This is a genomic window from Methanolobus sp. (assembly GCF_016278385.1).
GTDB lineage: Archaea > Halobacteriota > Methanosarcinia > Methanosarcinales > Methanosarcinaceae > Methanolobus.
This window is the reverse complement of record NZ_JADQBY010000002.1, coordinates 207,055-226,824: the sequence shown is the minus strand read 5'-3', so window position 1 is coordinate 226,824 and position 19,770 is coordinate 207,055. Positions and strand designations below refer to the sequence as shown.

At 42.0% G+C, this 19,770-nt stretch carries 21 protein-coding genes and 1 pseudogene; 9 read left to right on the top strand and 13 right to left on the bottom strand.

Going from position 1 to position 19,770, the window contains the following annotated elements; genetic code table 11:
- The 7 genes from QZZ23_RS01480 (at window position 1) to QZZ23_RS01450 (ending at window position 3,620) form a co-directional block, all read left to right on the top strand.
- Window positions 1-1,362, top strand: a complete 1,362-nt coding sequence (locus QZZ23_RS01480; RefSeq protein ID WP_292466413.1) for an MATE family efflux transporter — start codon at window positions 1-3, stop codon at window positions 1,360-1,362.
- Between the two features lie 73 nt (window positions 1,363-1,435).
- Window positions 1,436-1,750 (top strand): Rieske (2Fe-2S) protein, encoded by a 315-nt coding sequence (locus tag QZZ23_RS01475; RefSeq protein ID WP_292466412.1) that lies wholly within the window; start codon window positions 1,436-1,438, stop codon window positions 1,748-1,750.
- A gap of 26 nt (window positions 1,751-1,776) precedes the next feature.
- Complete coding sequence (locus QZZ23_RS01470; RefSeq protein ID WP_292466411.1) at window positions 1,777-2,082, top strand: Rieske (2Fe-2S) protein; 306 nt, start codon at window positions 1,777-1,779, stop codon at window positions 2,080-2,082.
- 21 nt (window positions 2,083-2,103) lie between these two features.
- Window positions 2,104-2,433, top strand: a complete 330-nt coding sequence (locus tag QZZ23_RS01465; protein ID WP_292466410.1) for a Rieske (2Fe-2S) protein — start codon at window positions 2,104-2,106, stop codon at window positions 2,431-2,433.
- Complete coding sequence (locus QZZ23_RS01460; protein ID WP_292466409.1) at window positions 2,430-2,678, top strand: glutaredoxin family protein; 249 nt, start codon at window positions 2,430-2,432, stop codon at window positions 2,676-2,678. Before QZZ23_RS01465 ends, QZZ23_RS01460 begins: the two co-directional genes overlap by 4 nt.
- A gap of 6 nt (window positions 2,679-2,684) precedes the next feature.
- Entirely contained in the window at window positions 2,685-3,026 is a 342-nt protein-coding gene (locus QZZ23_RS01455; RefSeq protein ID WP_292466408.1) for a ferredoxin-thioredoxin reductase catalytic domain-containing protein, read from the top strand.
- Window positions 3,027-3,038: 12 nt separating this feature from the next.
- Entirely contained in the window at window positions 3,039-3,620 is a 582-nt protein-coding gene (locus QZZ23_RS01450) for a nitroreductase (protein ID WP_292466407.1), read from the top strand.
- Window positions 3,621-3,754: 134 nt separating this feature from the next.
- Here QZZ23_RS01450 and QZZ23_RS01445 read toward each other — a convergent pair whose 3' ends face one another.
- The 7 genes from QZZ23_RS01445 to nifH are packed head-to-tail and all read right to left on the bottom strand — an operon-like array spanning window position 3,755 to window position 11,206.
- Window positions 3,755-5,170, bottom strand: a complete 1,416-nt coding sequence (locus QZZ23_RS01445) for a nitrogenase component 1 (RefSeq protein WP_292466406.1) — start codon at window positions 5,168-5,170, stop codon at window positions 3,755-3,757.
- Window positions 5,167-6,666 carry a nitrogenase iron-molybdenum cofactor biosynthesis protein NifE gene (gene nifE, locus QZZ23_RS01440; RefSeq protein WP_292466405.1) on the bottom strand — a complete coding sequence of 500 codons (1,500 nt, stop codon included), beginning with the start codon at window positions 6,664-6,666 and terminating at the stop codon, window positions 5,167-5,169. Before nifE ends, QZZ23_RS01445 begins: the two co-directional genes overlap by 4 nt.
- A 32-nt stretch (window positions 6,667-6,698) precedes the next feature.
- A complete protein-coding gene (gene nifK / locus QZZ23_RS01435) occupies window positions 6,699-8,069 on the bottom strand; it encodes a nitrogenase molybdenum-iron protein subunit beta (RefSeq protein ID WP_292466404.1) in 1,371 nt (456 codons plus the stop codon).
- Window positions 8,070-8,082: 13 nt separating this feature from the next.
- Window positions 8,083-9,660: a nitrogenase molybdenum-iron protein alpha chain gene (gene nifD / locus QZZ23_RS01430; RefSeq protein WP_292466403.1), complete on the bottom strand. Its 1,578-nt coding sequence runs from the start codon at window positions 9,658-9,660 to the stop codon at window positions 8,083-8,085.
- Window positions 9,657-10,037 (bottom strand): P-II family nitrogen regulator, encoded by a 381-nt coding sequence (locus tag QZZ23_RS01425; RefSeq protein ID WP_292466402.1) that lies wholly within the window; start codon window positions 10,035-10,037, stop codon window positions 9,657-9,659. The genes nifD and QZZ23_RS01425 overlap by 4 nt, the downstream gene beginning before the upstream one ends.
- A 19-nt stretch (window positions 10,038-10,056) precedes the next feature.
- Window positions 10,057-10,374: a P-II family nitrogen regulator gene (locus QZZ23_RS01420; protein WP_292466401.1), complete on the bottom strand. Its 318-nt coding sequence runs from the start codon at window positions 10,372-10,374 to the stop codon at window positions 10,057-10,059.
- 10 nt (window positions 10,375-10,384) lie between these two features.
- On the bottom strand, window positions 10,385-11,206 hold the full coding sequence (nifH, locus tag QZZ23_RS01415; RefSeq protein WP_292466400.1) for a nitrogenase iron protein: 822 nt from the start codon (window positions 11,204-11,206) through the stop codon (window positions 10,385-10,387).
- A gap of 493 nt (window positions 11,207-11,699) precedes the next feature.
- On the opposite strand from nifH, the pseudogene QZZ23_RS01410 reads away from it, so the two are divergent.
- A pseudogene (locus QZZ23_RS01410) lies at window positions 11,700-11,828 on the top strand (IS5/IS1182 family transposase); the annotation flags it as partial.
- 58 nt (window positions 11,829-11,886) lie between these two features.
- On the opposite strand, the gene QZZ23_RS01405 reads toward QZZ23_RS01410, so the two are convergent.
- The 4 genes from QZZ23_RS01405 to QZZ23_RS01390 form a co-directional block, all read right to left on the bottom strand.
- Entirely contained in the window at window positions 11,887-12,192 is a 306-nt protein-coding gene (locus QZZ23_RS01405; protein WP_292466399.1) for a (2Fe-2S) ferredoxin domain-containing protein, read from the bottom strand.
- A 406-nt stretch (window positions 12,193-12,598) separates the two neighbouring features.
- Entirely contained in the window at window positions 12,599-14,080 is a 1,482-nt protein-coding gene (locus tag QZZ23_RS01400) for a response regulator (RefSeq protein WP_292466398.1), read from the bottom strand.
- A gap of 349 nt (window positions 14,081-14,429) precedes the next feature.
- Window positions 14,430-14,768 carry a P-II family nitrogen regulator gene (locus QZZ23_RS01395; protein WP_292466397.1) on the bottom strand — a complete coding sequence of 113 codons (339 nt, stop codon included), beginning with the start codon at window positions 14,766-14,768 and terminating at the stop codon, window positions 14,430-14,432.
- A gap of 5 nt (window positions 14,769-14,773) precedes the next feature.
- Window positions 14,774-16,186, bottom strand: coding sequence for an ammonium transporter (locus QZZ23_RS01390; RefSeq protein WP_292466396.1), 1,413 nt, complete (start codon window positions 16,184-16,186; stop codon window positions 14,774-14,776).
- A 475-nt stretch (window positions 16,187-16,661) separates the two neighbouring features.
- Here QZZ23_RS01390 and QZZ23_RS01385 point away from each other — a divergent pair, with 475 nt between their 5' ends.
- Entirely contained in the window at window positions 16,662-17,024 is a 363-nt protein-coding gene (locus tag QZZ23_RS01385; RefSeq protein ID WP_292466395.1) for a hypothetical protein, read from the top strand.
- Between the two features lie 4 nt (window positions 17,025-17,028).
- Here the strand turns inward: QZZ23_RS01385 and QZZ23_RS01380 are convergent, their stop codons facing one another.
- Window positions 17,029-18,003, bottom strand: a complete 975-nt coding sequence (locus QZZ23_RS01380; RefSeq protein ID WP_292466394.1) for a DUF128 domain-containing protein — start codon at window positions 18,001-18,003, stop codon at window positions 17,029-17,031.
- A gap of 85 nt (window positions 18,004-18,088) precedes the next feature.
- Complete coding sequence (locus tag QZZ23_RS01375) at window positions 18,089-19,738, bottom strand: AarF/ABC1/UbiB kinase family protein (RefSeq protein WP_292466393.1); 1,650 nt, start codon at window positions 19,736-19,738, stop codon at window positions 18,089-18,091.
- Window positions 19,739-19,770: the final 32 nt, after the last annotated feature.

The window sequence follows — 19,770 nt, the reverse complement described above, 5'->3', positions numbered from 1 at the left end:
ATGAACAACAAAAGTGAGTTTTTAGGAACTGAGAGTATTAACAAATTATTATGGAAATTGTCCACACCTGCTATAATAGGACTTCTTGTACAGGCATTCTATAATTTGGTGGACACATTCTTTGTTGGGAGGGCATTGGGTGAGCAGAGCATTCTTGGAATTGCAGGCGTAGCTGTTGCTTTTCCTTTGCAGATGCTTATGATGGCAATATCCATTGGAATAGGCGTCGGTGGTTCTTCGGTGATATCACGTATGCTGGGTTCCGGGGATGTGGACAAAGCTGAAAGAACTCTTGGGAATGTCTTTAGCTATACACTGATACTTAGTGTCGTTTTTCAGATTCTCTTTTTCTTCAACGTAGATGCAATACTGAATCTGTTCGGTGCCACTGCTGACAATCTTTTCTATGCAAAGGAATACTCTGTTGTAATATTGCAGGGAACATTGGCATTCACATTTGGTTTTGTGCTGAACAATCTTGTAAGGGCTGAAGGTAACTCAAAAGTTGCCATGAATAACATGATATTTTCAGGAGTACTGAACATCTTCCTTGATGCGATACTAATGTTCGGCTTTGGTATGGGTGTAAAAGGTGCAGCTCTTGCGACTGTACTTGCACAACTGGCAGGAACTCTGTATCTTGTGTATTATTATCTGGGTGGGAAAAGTCAAGTCAAGATCAAATTATCAAATTTTGCTCCAAAATTCCATCTTATCAAAGAAATATCATTGATAGGTTTTAGTTCCTTTGTAATGGGTGCATCAAACAGTTTTATGATGCTTGTACTGAACAATGTACTTGTTATCTATGGAGGCGACCTTTCAATAGCGGTGTTTGGTGTTGCAATCAAATTGATAATGCTCATTCTCATGCCTATAATAGGTATATCTCATGGTCTGCAGCCAATAGTCGGCTATAATTATGGAGCAGAGAATTATGCAAGGGTAAATGAATCCGTCAGGACCTCATTACTAATCACCACTCTCTTTGGTGTGGTAGGTTTAATTATGCTGTCGGTATTTCCAGGCACATTCTTCAGTATGTTCAGCACAGATGCTGACCTCATAAGTAGTGGAGCATATGCTCTGAGGATAATGGTTCTGGCAAGTCCATTAATTGGTCTGAATGTAATTGGAACGACGCTGTTCCAGTCATTGGGCAAAGCAAAACCATCTTTCTTCCTCTCAATGAGCCGTCAGATATTGTTCCTGATACCTCTGGTAATTCTTCTTCCGTACTACTTCGATCTTACAGGAGTATGGATGGCATTTCCGATAGCGGATCTCATGGCTGCCACTATAAGTATGTTCCTTGTATGGCGGGAATATCGTTATTTCCAGCACAGAAGTATCAATGAATGAGCTTGATACTTTATTTTTATTCCACGACAACTATTTATATTTTTGGAACCCTGATTATTTATAGGAGGTACGAATGTCAGGACAATCCTGGTTTTTTGCACTTAAAGACAGTGATTTGAAAGATGGGAATATGAAGTTTGTCAGGGTAAAGGGAAATCCTGTACTTCTGATTAGGAAAAATAAAGTAATCTACTCTCTTTCCGGCAAGTGTAAGCACATGGGATGCCGTCTTTCTAAAGGAACCTTCAGTGATGAGTTTATCCTGAAATGTCCGTGTCATGGCTGGGAGTACGACATAAGGTCTGGTAAATACCTTGGGGAAAAGGATGAGGTTCTTGAGGTTTATGAAAATAAGGTAGAAGACGGAGAAATACTTGTCTATCTATGATATGTTCGACTATAAGGGGATTTAAAATGACTTCGTGGATAATCGCTGCAAATGATAATGAAGTGAAAGAAGGTAAAATAAAACCAGTCGATATTGGAGATCAGCGAATCATCCTGATTCGTAAAGAGGGGGAAGTCTATGCCCTTGAGAACCGTTGTCCGCATATGAATTGTCCTCTGCAAGGAGGTATTCTTCAAGACTACTCTCTAAAATGTCCTTGTCATAGCTGGACCTTTGATATTCGCACCGGAGCATATGTTGCATCCGATAAGATAAAGGTAAATGTATATGAAACGCAGGTGAAGGATGGAAAAATATCCATTCTCACATAAATATGCAGCAGGAATGAATTTATGAACGTGGAAAGTAGATGGATTCTGGCAATAAGGGTAGATGAACTTCCCGACGGTGAGAAAACAGCATTATTACTTGAAGGTAACAAGGTTCTTCTTCTCAGGAAAGAAGGTGTCTTTTTTGCAATTTCCAACAAGTGTCCTCATATGGAATGTCCTTTATCAAAAGGCACTCTGGAAGATTATGTGATAAAATGTGGATGTCACGACTGGAAGTTTGATATTCGCAACGGTGAGTTCCTTGATGCAATAGAGATCAAGGTGCCTGTTTATGAAACGAAGGTTATGGATGGCAGTGTTTTTGTAAATCTGGAAGGTGCAGGCATATGAAGAAAGTAGTTCTGTATACCCTCAGTACCTGTCCCTGGTGTATGAGGGCAAAAAAATTCTTCAGGGAACACGATATTCCTTTTGAGTATGTAGATTATGATAAGGCAGACGATAAAACAAAAAGAGATATCAAGGAAGATTGTCTGGCACATGGTTCGGAAATGTCTTTCCCGTTTGTGAAAATAGGCGATGATGTGGTTGTGGGATACAATCCTGATAAATATTCTAAATTAATGGGGTTATGATGTCAGATGGATTCTGAAAAGAGAAAGGAAAAGCTAAGGGCCATGTTCTCAAAGGTTGTGGGTCCCCTGGGATATAAATTCAGTCCTGATACGGAACTGGTTGATTTCTTGCTTGAGCAGGAAGTAAACATCGAAAAGGAAAAAGGGAGTCCTTTTTGTCCATGCCAGGGTCTTACGGGTGAAAGGGAGCATGATATGAAACTTGTCTGTCCCTGCATACCTTTTCACAGGGAACACTATGATGCAATGAAACGATGCTGGTGTGGTCTTTACGTACACAAGGATATTGAAGATCCTGACAGTCTTATGCAGATATCTCTGCAAGAATTCCTTGAATCTAAAAAATAAGGAGTGATTTCAATGGGAGTGGAAGAAAATAGTGTAATTGAAAATATAAAGGCACGTAGAAGTGTTCGTGAATATATTGATAAGGACATCAATGACGAAGATATAAAAACAATAATTGATGCAGGTATTCATGCACCATCAGGTTTTGATAGCCAGCCATGGTTCTTTGTTGTTGTGAAGAACCGTGAGATGATGAAAAGAATGTCCGATCATTGTAAACCACGTTTGCTTGCAATGCTGGATGAAGCTACCAATGACGCTGCTGTAGAGTTCAAAAAGGAACTTGCAAATGATGAATTCCATATATTTTACGATGCACCTGTCCTTATTATAGTCCTTGGCAACAATGCAAGTGTGACCGCTGACTATGACTGTGCGCTATGTGCTGAGAATATGATGCTTGCAGCTCATTCGATGGGTATTGGAAGCTGCTGGATCGGAACAGGATGTTTCATTCAGGATAATCCTGAGATTCTGGAAGAACTTGGCATCACACCTGATTATAGGGTAATTGCACCCATAGTCTTCGGATATCCGACCACAGAGACTGAGGAGATTCCCAAGAAAGAACCTGAGGTCGTCTGGATTTACTGACATGGTGTTCAGATTAAATCGGTATTAAAGCACCGTTCTGAATCTAAAAGTTGAACTTTAAACAAAAAAAGTAAATTTGGCAAATTTCTAATAAAGAAACGCCAAATTTTATTCACACATTCTTTGTATTGTCCTCACGCTTCTGCGGAGTGAAAGTTACTTTCGCCGAGCGGAACATAGCTTTCCGGTTCAGACCATTTCGCAGCTATTTCAGTATCCTGTACTTCCAATATAGTATTGGTGATACTGTCGAGCATGCGCATTGCTCCCTTATATCCAAGTGTCAGTATCCTCTGGGCACCGACCCTGTCATGTATTGGGAACCCGAATCTTATCAACGGGATGTTCATATCCTTTGCAATGTACTTTCCATTGGAGTTGCCAATAAGCATCTGAGGCTTTACCTTTCTGACTGCGTCATTGAATGTATCAAAGTCTACATCTTCAAGAATCGTAACATCGCAATCTGGTTTTACCTGGTCAACTCTTTCAATAGCATGTTCTGCAAATCTTGGTGACTTACTGGAAGCAACCACAAGTGTTGGATGCATGCCGTTCTCAAGTGCCAGAGATAACATTCCCAGCACATTGTTAGGGTCACCATAGATTGCAACCTTCGTACCATAAACATACTTGTGAGCATCTACCATGGCATCGATAAGTCTTCCTCTTTCTTTCTGGAACTCATCAGGTATTTCCATCCCGGATACCTCTGACAATGCATTCAGTACCATGTCAGTGTACTCAAGTCCTATGGGAAGTGGCAGATTTTGTGCAGGAATCTCAAATGTATGTTCGAGATAGTTGACTGCTCTGTTATCATTTGTAATTCCAAGCCCGATAGTTGCTGCACTATTTTTCATATCTGCAATATCAGAGTGTGTAGTTCCTCCCAGGGGTATCTTGTGAAGGTCTCCGGTCATGGGTGCATCAAATGTCTCTGAGATGTCAGGCAGGAGTATGAATGAATTGTGTCCTACAATACCAGTGAAAATATGCTTCATTTCCCTGGTATCTTCAGGCGAGATATTCTCTGAAAGCACGACATTGAGCTTGTTATTGAATATCTCCTTATTTGAGTCTTCCAGTGTGAAGGTCTTGACAATAGCCTCTACAGCCTTGATGTATCCACTGTTGTGGCTTTCCTCATAGCTGGGTGTTGGGACTGGGATGATTATTCTTTCATCGCCAATGTTTTCCTCTTGCCTGAATTCACTTATTATACGGGAAATGTCATCCCCGATCGTCTCGGCAAGACATGTTGTTGAAACGCCGATGACCTTCGGGTCGTATCGTGATATTATGTTCTTAAGTGCCTTCTTCAGGTTCTCGCTTCCACCGTAGACTGCACCCTTCTCACTAAGTGAGCTTGAAGCTATGTCCACAGGTTCCCTGAAGTGGTGTGCAAGGTGCAGTCTCATATATGTACTGCAACCTTGGGAACCGTGTAATAGAACCATTGAATCCTCTATTCCCTTAAATGCCATTACACTGCCAATAGGCTGGCACATTATGCAGGGGTTGACCGTCGTATAATTACGCTCGCTCATGCCACAGACCCCTGTAATGTAATTATGTCAATATCGCGCATATTGCTTCTCTCCCCTACAACCTTCCTTGATTCTGCTGTGTTTTGTTCTGCAGACATGTTGGTGTTCTTTATTTCCAAGCTTCCTGAATTTGAATCTCCCAGCTTGCTTCCAACATACTTCCATACAGGACTGTTTATTGAAATGTCAATTTCCCTTGCAAAGTTCAGGAATCCGTCATATCCCTCGAACTCAATGACTCTGTCATGATTGAAATCACAGAACGAGACTCCAAGCTTGTAAGCCAGGAATCTTTCTTTGACACCTGCTACCATCAGGTCTGCCTTCTGATTAACAAGAAGGTCGGCAAGTTCCAATGGATTTGCATCATCTACAATGACCGTTCCATCCTTCACCTGGTAGCTGATCTGCTTATAGTCCTCTCTCTTTCCGGTCTGAGTACCTATTATAACGACTTCCATTCCAAGTTCCCGGAAGCCCTTTATTAATGTAAGTGCCTTGGCAGCACCGCCCATGTATATTGCTGCTGTCTTTCCCTGAACTCTTTTTCTGATTGCCTGAATCTCGGGCATTATTCTCTCTGTTTCCTTTTCGATGATATCTTCGGTGATTCTCATCATTTCTTCGGAACCAAAGAACTCAGCTGTTGTTCTAAGTGCAATTGCAAGATCCTCTATTCCAAAGTAACTCACCTTGGTGTAAGGAATCCCATATTCCTTCTGCATCCATTTTGCAAGGTATGTCATGGAACCGGAACATTGAACCAGATTCAACTGGGCTCCGTGTGACTTTGAGATAGTATCTACAGTTGCATCGCCTGTCATGGAAGTGATGACCTGTATTCCCATCTTTTCAAAGAGGGGCTTTACCAGCCAGACATCTCCTGCTACATTGTAGTCACCAAAGATGTTGATCCTGTATTCTGAAGTGATCTCAGGTTCCTTTGTTCCGATGATCTGCATAAGTGCATTGCATGCTGCCTTATATCCATCAGACTTAGTTCCCTTGAAACCTTCTGATTGTACAGGTATTATAGGAATGCCCACTCGCTCGTTTGCTTCCTTGCAAATCGCTTCAAGGTCATCTCCGATTATACCGACAATACAGGTTGAATAGACAAATATGACAGGAGGTTTGTATAACTCGACAATCTCGTCGATGCTCTTTGAGAGTTTTTTCTCTCCACCGAATACTACGTCAAGTTCCTTCATATCAGTTGAGAAACTGGTACGGAACGTTTCCTTATCACTTGACAGGCTACCCCTGATATCCCAGGTGTAACTTGCGCATCCGATTGGACCGTGTACAAGATGTACAGCATCTGTCACCGGATTCAGCGCCACACGAGCACCGGAATAAACACAGGCTCTCTGGCTCATTGAACCTGCTATGGATGTGTTATCACATGCAAGTTCTCCGCTGCTCTTTGCCTGCTTCAGTTCTATGTATGGCTTTCTTTCATCCAGCGTGTCTACCACGCTTGTAATGTCTGGCATGTTCTCACTCCTAAAAATATAAAGAGGTCGTTTTATTGAACGACCTCGAGTTCCTCTTCAGGAATTGTCTTGTCTTTAATGTCCAAGAATGTGTTTCCTATCCACTCGATCATGCGAGCTGCTCCTGCGTATCCCATGACGGGGAAGTAGTGCAGGTTTGCCCTGTCCATGATTGGGAAACCGACTCTGATCAGTGGAATATCTTCAGCAAGTGCTATGTGTTTTCCATAGGTGTTACCAATCAGCATGTCTACAGGCTCGTTCTTTATGATCTGGTGGAGTGTGAATAAATCTGCTCCTGCAAGGATATGTGAGTCAGGATACAGTGGGTGTACCATCTCTGAAACTCTTTCCACGAAAGCCTTGCTCTCTGATCCAGATAGGATTACAGTTGGCTCCATTCCCATTTCAAGCACCAGGCTTGTCAGACCTTCGAGTATGTCCGGATCACCGAATATGGCTACCTTCTTTCCGTAGAAGTGTGGGTGGGCATCTGTCATCATATCGACTATTCTCGCTCTTTCATGTTCCAGTTCCGGCGGGATCGGGACATTTGCAAGTTCTGCTGCCTTCATGATGAATCTGTCAGTGTAACGAACACCAATTGGTGCAGGTCCGATCTGTACTGGCATCTTGAACTTGTTCTTGAATACAGTTGCTGCTGCGCCTCCTGCCATACCGCAGAGCGCAATCGTTCCCATTGAGTTTGCGCTGTCCTCAACATCTCCTATTGGGGTACCGCCCTTTGCAAAGAGTCCTCCTTCTCCGGTAATTCCGGCATCGAACACATCTGTCTGGTCTGGGAATACAATAGTTGGGATTTTCATGATGGAGAGTATTCTCTTCATCTCGCGTATGTCTCCAGGGTCCACAAAACCTGGGATAAGGTTAAGCTTACCATTTGGCTTTGTCTTTGTGGCAAAGGTTGTAACGAATGACTTTACCATGTTGTCATAGCCTGTTACGTGGGAACCCACATAACTGGGGGTTGATGCAGCACAGAGCTTGATCGAAGGGTCAATGAGCTCTTCCATCTTTACGTCTTCAATGATAGAGTTTACATCATCACCAATTGTCTCTGAGAGGCATGTTGTGTGAATTGCAATAACTTCTGGTGTGTATACTGCCTCAATGTTGCTGAGTGACTTCTTCAGATTGGATGCACCACCGAAAACGGCAGTTCCTTCATAGAAACTACTGGTAGTTCCTACAGTTTGTTCCCTGAAGTGTCTTGTAAGGCACATTCTCAGGTATGAGAGACATCCCTGCGATCCATGGCTGTGAGGCATACAGTTGTGTATACCCATTGCAGCATATGATGCGCCAATTGGCTGGCATATCTTGGCAGGATTTACCACCAGTGCATCTCTCTTAACTTCTTCCTTTGGAGTATAATCTAACATTTTTCTTCCTCCCTTACTCTGCCTTCCATGGGGTCTTTATGAGCTTCCAGCTTGGGTTGTTCACTGCCATATCGACATCCCTTGCGAAGTTAAGTACACCTGAGAATCCGGTGTAACGTCCGCTGTAGTCGTAGGAGTGGATCTGCCTGGATGGGATTCCCATCTTCTGTGCCATGTACTTGTCCTTGATACCTGAACAGAACAGGTCTGGCTTGAGTTCCTTGATGAGGAATTCAGTTTCGTAGTGGTTGAGGTCATCCACAGCGATCGTCCCATCCTTCATTTCCGGCATCATTCCATCATAGGCCATCAGACCAAGCTTTTCCCTTAATTCCTGCATACGTTCTTCACTGATAGCAGGTTCAAATCCTTCCTCTAGCTCGTAGTGGAGATCTTCAAGCATTCCGCTGGATGCCTTTTCCTTCAAACCGTCCAGAATCTGCCTTCCTTCGTAATCATCACGGTGAGCAAACTGGTATCCTGCAACAAGAACCTTCATACCAAGATCTTCAAAGAGATTCTGGTAGTGGTGTGACCTTGATCCGCCGGAGTAGATGAATGTTGTCTTGCCCTGAAGCTTGTTTCTATACTTCTCAAGTTCAGGCTGGATCTTTGCCATCTCTTCTTCTATTATTTCTTCGGTCTTCTTTGTAATTTCTGGATTATCGAAGAACTGAGCCATCTTCCTGAGTGACTTCTTTGTGCCTTCAATTCCTACATAGTTGACCTTTAACCATGGGACTCCGTACTTTTCTTCCATCATACGGTTAGTGTAGTTAACTGACCTGTGACAGAGGAGGATACTAAGCTTTGCATGGTGTGCCTTTGCAAGACTGTGGTATGAACCGTCTCCTGTGAAACTTGAAACGATACGATACCCGATCTTCTCAAAGAGTGGCTTGATCTCCCAGAGGTCGCCACCAATGTTGTATTCACCAAAGATGTTGATGTCAAATGGTGTTGGATTTTCCAGTTCTTCGGTACCAACGATGTGCTCCATGATCACATTACTTGCAATGTGGTGGCCTGCTGACTGACTTACACCTCTGTAACCTTCACAGCGAAGGGACATTATCTTTACACCATGTTCCTTCTCTGCTTCCGCAGCTACTGCTTCGATGTCATCACCGATAAGCCCTACAGGGCATGTTGCACAGATGGAGATTGCTCCTGGCTTGAATATCCTCACTACATCATCGATAGCTGCCTTGAGCTTCTTCTCACCACCGAATACAATATCTGTTTCTTTCATGTCGGTTGAGAAACAGTATTGCAGGAAGTTGTCACCGCCATCTTCTGCCTTGGCCATGTTTCTCCTGGTTCCCCAGGTGTAATATCCACAGCCAATTGGTCCGTGTGTGATGTGAACCATATCCTTGATAGGTCCCATTACCACACCCTTACCACCGGCATAGGCACAACCACGGTTTGTCATTATACCTGGTATTGTCTTGGCATTAGCCTCGATGTGATTTTCGGAACAGGAATCCTTGACCGTTAAGTGCTTCCTCCTGTCCTTTGCAACCTTCTCAGGGTAGATCTTCATCATCTCATCAATGAGATCCTGTGACTGTTCGACTTCAGAACTCATTGTTCTTCCCTCCCTACAGTGATATCGCCTTCTTCTCCTGTCCTTATCCTGCAGGATTCAGGTATGTCTGTTACGAAGATCTTTCCATCCCCCGCATGTCCTGTCTGATTGATGTTGATTATCCTCTGGACAACCTTGTCTGCTGCCTTATCATCGACAACAATGGTGAACAGACGCTTTGGAATGAATGGGATACAGTTCTTTGATGACACTCCTTCCTGCTCAGGAAGTGGTGGATCGAATTCATAGCATAATCCCTTTTGCTTTCCTCTGCCCATTACCTTTTCCACGGTGAAAGAAGGGTATCCACACTCTGAAAGTGCATCGAGGGTCTTGTGCACCTTGTTCATGCGAATTATTGCCGTTATTTCCTTCATTTGAAAATCCCCTCCGGGTTTAAAGTCCGCTTTCGCCGGTACGTATGGTGTATGCACTTTCAACAGGGTTCACGAAGATCTTCCCATCTCCGTACTTTCCTGTGTGTGCTGAACTCTTGATTATATCCAGAACTTTTGACTTGTTCTCATCTTCAACTACCATCATGAGCATTGTCTTTGGAAGTTCGTCAAACTGTACTTCAGCTGTATGGATACCTCTCTGCTTTCCTCTTCCGAATACATCGGTCTTGGTAAGGGAAACAAAGCCTTCCTTCTCAAGTTCTTCAACGATGTCAGATACCTTGGTTGGCCTGACAATTGCACGAATCATCTGCATTTATTTCACCTCAAAGTTCTACAATTCCGAACTCTACCATCATTGTTTCCAGGTCTTCCATTTCCATTGGCTTTGGGACAACGAACAGGTCATTATTTTCGATGTTGTTGGCCAGTGTTCTATATTCTTCTGCCTGACCACAGTCTGGGTCAAATTCGATAACTACCTTCCTGTTGATCTCAGCACGCTGGACAATATTGTCTCTTGGTACGAAGTGAATGAGCTTGCTTCCAAGCCTTTCTGCAAAAGCTTCAAGAAGTTCGCGTTCTCCATCTACGTTTCTGCTGTTACAGATGATTCCACCAAGACGTGCACCGCCCTTTGCGTACTTTTGAATTCCCTTGCAGATGTTGTTCGCTGCGTAAATTGCCATGAGTTCACCACTGGCAACGATGTAGATCTCCTTTGCCTTTCCTTCACGAATTGGCATTGCAAAACCTCCACATACTACGTCACCGAGTACGTCATAGAAAACGTAATCCAGATCTTCTTCGTATGCACCAAGGTTTTCCAGCAGGTTTATTGATGTGATAATTCCTCTTCCTGCACAACCGACACCAGGTTCGGGTCCGCCTGATTCGACACACTTTATACCGCCAAACCCTGGCTGTATCAGGTTGTCGAGTTCAACAGATTCGTCGCCTTCACTTCTTAATGTGTCAAGTACTGTCTTCTGGTTAAGACCTCCAAGGAGCATTCTTGTTGAGTCTGCCTTTGGGTCGCATCCTACCAACAGTATCTTTTTTCCCATAGTGGCGAGTGCACCTGTCAGATTCTGTGTAGTCGTTGACTTGCCGATTCCGCCCTTTCCGTATATTGCTACTTGTCGCATGGTCTTTTACCTCTGTACTTGTTTGCTGTGTTTTTTTATTGGATTTGTTGTACGAATGTGTGTTATTGGAGCTGCTTTAAGGTGTACCGTACAACGGAATCCTATGTACTATGTTACTATACTTAAAGTTATCTATTATGTTAGATGTGACTTTTAGGTTCTATATATAAAAAACGTCATCTATGGAGTGCATAGTTTCAACATTCTGTATAATGTATAAATGTATGATCGTTATGTCCGTTTCTAGCTAAAAACGATATTTTTGTCCGTTTTAGGTAAACGCTTATATAGTCCGAAAGACCCACATTCCAAGTATTGACTGTAATTTTTCGGTCAAGGCAAAATTTAAAAAATTTCAATTTGGTTTATGCGGAAAACCTACTTCAGATTTTATTTTCAAATAATAATTTAAAAAGGACAAATCCCCTGGATATTACTCGTTACAAGAAAACACAAAGGGGTAATTGTGTTTGTTCCATATTGGATATCAGGGGAAGAACTCATGGCCAAAAAGTCCTTGAATCAGGCAAAAGAAGTTAAATTCAAACTATTGGTGCATAAACTTGACAAGTATGCCAAGGTTATACTTATTATTCATATGAGGATTTTTACAGAGCCATAAAAAGCGAGTTATTCAATATAATTGAACAACTCGTTTTATAATATCGCATTCAGTTTCTTCATAGGCTCAATCTGTCTACGACTGCACCTTCCTCCAATGCATCAAGTATGTCCTCAATATCATCTTCAGTTACTTCTCCGTACCATGCCTGCTGAGGATAAATCATAACTATGGGTCCTTTCTCACAAAGACCTACACATCCGGTCGAAGTAACCATCACTTCACTTTCCAGATCCCTGTCCATTATTGCTTCGTTAAACATCGCGACCAGATTATGTGATTCTTTGTTCTTGCATGCGCCCTGCACCTTTCCGTTTAGTCTTGTGCTTGCACAAATAAATATATGCTTGTTTGGTTTTTGCATGATAAACCTCTTTAAATTTATGTTTTAAGCTATTTCTTCAACAAAAATACACTATATACGGAAGGCAATTACTGATGTGCTAATACTTAAAGATATCTCTAGCTGGCCATTGTCATCACAATTTTATCGGCATATACTTTAGCTTCTTTTCTCCCCGGCTTAGCAAAAAAAGAAACAAGCTCATTATTAAAAATTAGTATTTCTGTTGATACCGGTAAGTTCATTATTGGTTTTAAGATATCATACAACCTGTGCAGGATGCAAAAATACGGTGATATTTAAATTAATGGCATAAAAATAGTAGTTCAAAGGGCTATGATTCCTTTGAGGCAGAGATAAAGAAAGAGAATCAAAGCTGCACATCTGCTGTGCATCTTTTCTTGATTGTAAGTTGTAATTTCAGTTTTTATCTCTGAATCTTTTTCAATGTGAACCAGAAAACGCTTCCTTTACCTTTAGGATTGTCATTGATTCCCACACTTTCTTCATGTAGGTCCATAATCCTTTTCACTATAGCAAGCCCGATTCCATTTCCTTTTATGTTTTCTTTATGTAGCCTGTTAAAACGGTCAAAAACAGCTTCTTTGTCTTTATCAGGGATGCCATTTCCCTGGTCTGTAACACTCACTTTCCATCTGTTAGCAGTATCATCAACTCTTATCATGATGGTGGTATTGTCGGGGCTATACTTTATTGCGTTTGAAAGCAGGTTGGAAAAAACGCCCCGTATCATCGGGTTGGCGAGTGCAGGATAAGAGACGCCTGTTTTCATCTCTATTTTGATACCTTTGCGTTCTATTTCTGGTGTAAAACTATGAACCAGGTCTGTTATTATTGACCCTATATCCATTCTTACAAAAACCATTTCCTCCATGGATTCAAGCTTTGCAAGATGTGCTGCATCTTCGATAAGTTCAATGAGTTTCAAATTTGATTTTTTGATATTATCGATTATGTATTTTTGTTCATCGCTGGGATTTTTTTCCTCGAGTATCTCGGTAAATGATTTAATAAGTCCGGCAGGATTTAACAGGTCATGGCGCAATACGTCGGTGAAAAGGTCCTTTAGATCATTGGAATGCTTCAATTGATTTGCATATTCCATTAATTTAATTTCATCCATTCTCTTCTCTGTGATATCTTCTCCTGATATCAGGATGCTGTTTATTTTTCCCTCTTCATTCTTCAGGACCGAATCATACCACCTGAAAAGTCTTTCTTTCCTCGTGATGGTCATTATGGGGTATTCGTGGTATTCGGACCCAATACAATTTCCTTTCAGAAGTTTATCATATCTGTTTTTGATATGCTCTCTATAGCTTTCCGCGGCAAAAAGATCCATCCAGTCTCTATTGATGATATTGTCCCTGTTATATCCAAGGATGTCAGCTCCTTTTTTATTGATGTGGACAAGCTTGTAATTGTCGTCAAGAACTGCTATCAAAACACCTACATGGTCAAGATAGTCGTATGCTTTGTTCCTGTCTGTGAGGAGTGAATCATGTTGTTCTTTGATTCGTAGCAGGGCTGTTATCTTTTTGTTCAGCTCAAACTTTTCAGCGGGCTTTTTCAGGAAATCATCCGCACCAACTTCAATGCCTTTCTGGTGGTCGTTCCTGGATTTCAGGGCAGTAAGCATTATTATAGGTATAAAATCAAGTTTATACTCCTGCTTGATTATCCTGCAGACATCGAATCCGTCCATTCCAGGCATAACCACATCAAGAAGTATGAGGTCTGGATCTTCTTTTTTCACTGCTTCAAGTGCATCTTCACCGTTTGATACTGAAATTATATCGTAGGTGTCAGAAAGGTAGGATGTAAGAATTGCTATGTTTATCTTCTCATCATCAACGAGTAATATTTTGTGTCTGTGATCCAGGTGCATCTCTCGGTTTATTATACAATGGATTATATATTAGAGTTGTGCTGTTTTATGGACTTCTATCTGCCGATTTAGATCGCTTCTCCTGATTTGACAATTAGGTCTGAATCATGATGTTTTTCCATATGCCTACGTTTTGCTCCCGTTCCCATTCCCAATATCCATTACTTCAAAATAAAAAACGTAATGCAAAAATGTAGTTAGGGAAGAGCCCCGAAAAACTATGGAAGCACTATATAATTTGACAACTGGACTTGCAGAATCCTGTGCAATAGGTATATTGAATTTCCGGGGCTCGCTGTGATTGTTCTTTCAAATAAATAAAAATAAAAATAAAAAAGGAAGAAAGCACTTAAATTGCTTCTTCGTCCGTTTCTCCTGTGCGGATCCTGATGATCTTGGTCACAGGGTAAACAAATATCTTACCGTCGCCGATAGAACCGGTTGCTGCGGTCTTCATGATGACGTCAACCGCTTTGTCAACGCTGTCATCATTGACTACCATTTCCATCTTGATCTTTGGCAGCAGGTCGACACAGTACTTGCGTCCTCTCCACTGCTGCATTACGCCCTTCTGCTTACCGCGGCCTTTCACATCAGTTACGGTAATACTCTCAAATCCTGCTTCATCAAGTGCATCCTTGACTTCGTGGATCTTTGTTGGCCTTATGATTGCTTCGATCTTCATCATTTAAATCACTCCTCCTGAATCATGAATTCTGGGTATGCGCTGATTCCGTGTTCTACAATGTCCAGTCCTGCAATTTCGTGTTCTGCAGATACACGAAGTCCTATTGTCCAGTCGAGTACCTTGAAGATTATGAATGAGATACCAAATGCCCAGACTATACTGAGTATTGCACCGACTACCTGAATTAGGAACTGTTGATATCCACCGTAGAGTAGTCCTGCTCCGGCTGATGTATATGCTGCATCTGCCAGCATTGAACCTTCGCCCTGCCCGAGTGCAAAGATACCTACTGCGATAAGTCCCCAGGTACCACAGTATCCATGTACTGCGATTGCACCCACAGGGTCATCCACCTTAAGCGTGTTTTCATTGAACATTACTCCTGCGTATACTATGATTCCAGCTACAAGGCCAATGACAATCGCTGCCCAGTTAGTAACTGCACCACAGGGTGCTGTGATTGCTACAAGACCTGCAAGCATTCCGTTTGCAGTAAGGGATGGGTCAGGCTTTCCGGTCTTCATCCAGGTGATGATCATGACCATGATTGCACCTGCACCTGCTGCCAGGAAAGTGTTCACAATTACCATACTAACATATGGGTCGTTACCATCAAGGGTGCTGCCACCGTTGAATCCTACCCAGCCGAATGCCAGTATAATGGTACCGAGGAATGCCAGTGGAAGGCTGTGACCTGGTATTGGTATTGCCTTGCCGTTCTTGAACTTTCCAATTCTTGCACCTACAATTAATACACCTGCAAGAGCGGAGTATCCACCAATTGAGTGTACAACACCAGATCCTGCAAAGTCATGGAAAGATGCACCGATTGAGTCTACGAGGAATCCGCTTGTGAGTATTCCTGCACCACTCCATACCCAGTGTCCGTATACAGGGTAGATGAGTGCTACCATAAATACTGTGTAAACAAGATATGCCTTAAAGTCAGTCCTCTCAGCCATTGCACCGGAAACAATTGTTGCACCGGTTGCTGCGAAGACCATCTGGAACCACCAGCTGTTCCATAGTGCATTGTCAGCACCAACCAGGAAGAACTGGTCAATACCTATAAGACCTGCAAAATCAGCACCGTACATGATTCCCCAGCCGACTGCCCAGTATACTACGATACCAAGACATATTGTCATGAAGTTCTTCATGAGAATGTTGGCTGTGTTCTTTGTACGTGTCAGGCCTATCTCAACAAGTGAGAAACCTGCATGCATCAGAAATACTATTGCACCTGCAATAATCAACCACAAGACCGTAAGTGCAGTCTGGAGGTTTGCAATTGATTCGCTGTTTTCTTCAACTGTTCCTGCTGATGCAGGAACTATAAATAGCATAGATATGACGCTCATTAGCAGTAAAGCCTGCCAGATCATCTTGTAATTGAGTTTCTGTGATATTCCATACATGAGTAACACCTTTGTTTTTGCCTCTATAGGAAGGCGGATTCTATGTGTAGACTTCATATTATTTAAACTAATTGTTTTTATTCGGTAACTTAGCGTGTTATATTAGTTTATATTCTAATTTTCCTACAAAGTTATCCGTTTCCACGGCTTAAACTCGGCAGAAACTTGACAAATCCCACACATTAGTTATTTTTCACTTTAAGCAATATAAAAAGAGTTGGCTATTTTCCGTACTTTTGCCATGTCTCTCTCTCTTCTATGCGGCGGATCAAGAGTTCAATATTGCGGGAGTTAAAAAAGTTTAGTGACTTCACGAATAATATATATAGTTCATAGTCGTATATATATACTGGAACTTGTATTCTGTTGATGCAAGATGTCTATTATAACATGGACTATATTTCCGGAGCTATATCTTATATTCCCGATGGCTCTGTAGATCTCATAATTACAGATTCTCCTTTTGCAATAGAAGGTGACCTTCCTCCACAAACTCTATAATCGCAAGGAAGAGCACGTAGTGAAGGGTTACGTTGAAGTTTCAAAGGAAAACAACAGGTACTTTTCTGACATGTGGGTGAAACAGGTACAGAAGGTTCTGAAAGACACTGGTTCTATGTATATAATATCAGGATGGAGTAATCTTCATGTCAATCAGAGAAAAAGATGGATTGATGGTGAAATAAAAAATGTCATGTCCATATACCATGCATTGAAATGCGCCGGAATAATGGATAAGGATTCATATAAGATCCTCTCCACTGAATTAGGGAGAGGTTATTTTTCAATAATGAGCACCATCAAAAACAATAAATATCTGCTTGCGGAACTTGAATAGTTCCTCAAAGCTTTTTCATTTTGCTGTATTCCATTACTGTTGACACCGGATGTGTGTCAACATGGATACCAGCTTCTTCCACAGCAGCAACAGAGTTGATGCCTACCATTACAGGGATGCCTACTTTTCCTCGTTCTATGGGTGCATAAAGGACATCCTCATCAGGTTCTCCAATTGTAATATGACCGCTGATGTCATCTTTTTTTGCCATTTCCAGTATCTCTGCTGCTTTTTGAGCTGCAGATGACGGAATCTGACGTACGTTTGCAAGCATGTTTCCGTTGCCTGTTTCAATCGCTTGGAGTATGGACGTTGCTTTACGCCTGAGGAAGATCTTAATAGGATCAATGGATGTCCCGCTATATGATATAAGGTCCAGGAAACCTGCAGGCTTATAATCTTGCATTTCCATGAGGCCGCCGTAAATAGGAACTACGGGAACACCGTTGTTCAAAAGTAAACCGTCAAAAGTAATACTGCACACAGTTGCAATGGCCACTTTCCCCTCTGGCACGTAAATATCAAGGTCCGTGTCCTCTTCAATTATCCCTACTCTTGGGCTGATGGTCGCACCATGATCCATTGCATATCTTATGATTTCCGTAGCATTATCGTAATCATCTTTGTCTATGTTCGTGATATTGATAATAACGTTGCCTTTGCCTGATTCCAGGTCGTAGTCAGTTTTATACATAAGCTCTTCAATTTTGGTAATGACAAAACCAAACCTATCACTTATAAGTGCATCATTAAGCTCCTTCTTTCCACGTTCAGTTATAGTGCGCCCGATGTATCCGTGTTTTTTAGTGAATCCTCTTTCATCCAGTATACGTAAATGATACCTTACGGCTCGTTCTCCTATTGCATAACCGCGATTGTGGAGTTCATCAGCTATAAGTCGCGCACCCACTGGCTTGTCACTTTCACTAATAATGCGCATAATTTCGACAAGCTTTCTCTCAACGTTTGGATCAGTCATTTTTTCACTCAAAGATGGTTATCGATGGCCATTGTCATCGGCGTATTAGTTATATTCTATGTCTATTTAAGATGTACTGTTCAATTTATATTCTTCCCGTTCGAAGAATGTATACTACCAGCCACATTCCCAAAAACCCTGCCATCAGAAAACCAATGACGCCCATTAACGGAACCCCCCATATATGGGGTTCCATTCCTGTTTGTATTATCAGGGAAGAGCCCACGATTATGGCTGAAATGATAAGACTGAAGGCAAGGCGGTTGCTTGCAGCATCTATTTCAGCAACTATTCTATCAAAACCATGGTGCTCGAACCGCAAATTCAGGTAGCCCCTTTCTGCGATATCAAGTATGTGGGATATCTTCATGGGTGCTCTGTGAAGGACACGTGACCAGTTGCTAATATCTCTATACGCACTGCCTGCAATGTTAGTGAGACGAATACGATCCTTTATTGCTTTCTTTGCAAAAGGCTCTGCTACAATTGTCAGATTGATCTGCGGGTCCATGATGCTGCTAAAACCCTCAATGGTCATTGCGCCTTTTGATAATAGTGCAACATTGGTCGGAACCTTTACCTGGTATTTTCTCAGCAGATTGATCATTTCTTCCATTATTTGTGCGGTGTTAAGTTGCCTGAGTGGCCTTCCGTAGTATTTGTATAGTAGGTGATCAACGTCGATCTTAAGCAATGCCGTATCTACTTCGTCTTCTATTGAACCAAGGTCTCTTAAAAGCTCAATATATAGTGCAGTATCACCTCTTGTAATGGCAATAAGTTCATCAATGAGCAAATTGCGCATATCGTAGGAAAGAAATCCTGCCATTCCAAAGTCCAGAAGTGCTATCCTGCCATCTTTCATTATGAAAATATTTCCAGGATGGAGGTCTGCATGGAAGAATCCGTCATCATATACCTGCTTCATAAATGCATTCAGCACATCGATGGCTATTTCTTTTCTATCGACTTCCATTCTTTCAAGTTCCTCAAAGGAACTGCTTTTGACACCGTCAATGTATTCAAGGGTCAACACTTTCATGCTGGTATGGTCCCAGTAGACCTTTGGGATGTATATGCGTGTATGATCCTGGAAATTGCGGGCAAAGTGCTCGGCATTTCTGCCTTCCTGATTGTAGTCAAGTTCTGCATGGATAGAGCGTTCAAATTCCTCTACAATATCGACAGGGCGATATAACCTCGCCTCTGGCAGGTGTTCTTCTGCAAAAGCTGCAATACTGTACATAATATCCAGGTCTGCTTCTATGATCTTCCGGATCCCAGGTCTTTGGACCTTGATCACTACTTCGTCACCACTTATTAATTTTGCACGGTGAACCTGGCCTATCGAAGCTGCAGCAATAGGTATTTCGTCAAAATACTCAAAAAGATCATCAATACCGGAACCTAGTTCATCCTTGATCAAATGTTCTACTTCTTCAATCCCGAAAGGCTGCACATCATCCTGGAGTTTGGAAAATTCCCTGATATATTCAGGAGGTATCAGGTCCTGGCGCATGCTAAGGATCTGGCCAAGTTTTATGTAGGTAGGTCCAAGTTCTTCCAGCATCAACCTGGCTTTCGTGGGCCCGGAATCGGTGTCTTTGATAACTTTTTCCTGCTTTTTGATCCTTGATCTCAAAGGTCTTATATTACCGATTCCAAGCCTGTCAACAATATGTCCAAATTCATACTTAACTAGAGCATCAACGATCTTCCCATATCTCTTGATCATTGAATATCTATGGAGTTTCCGGGGTCTCATAA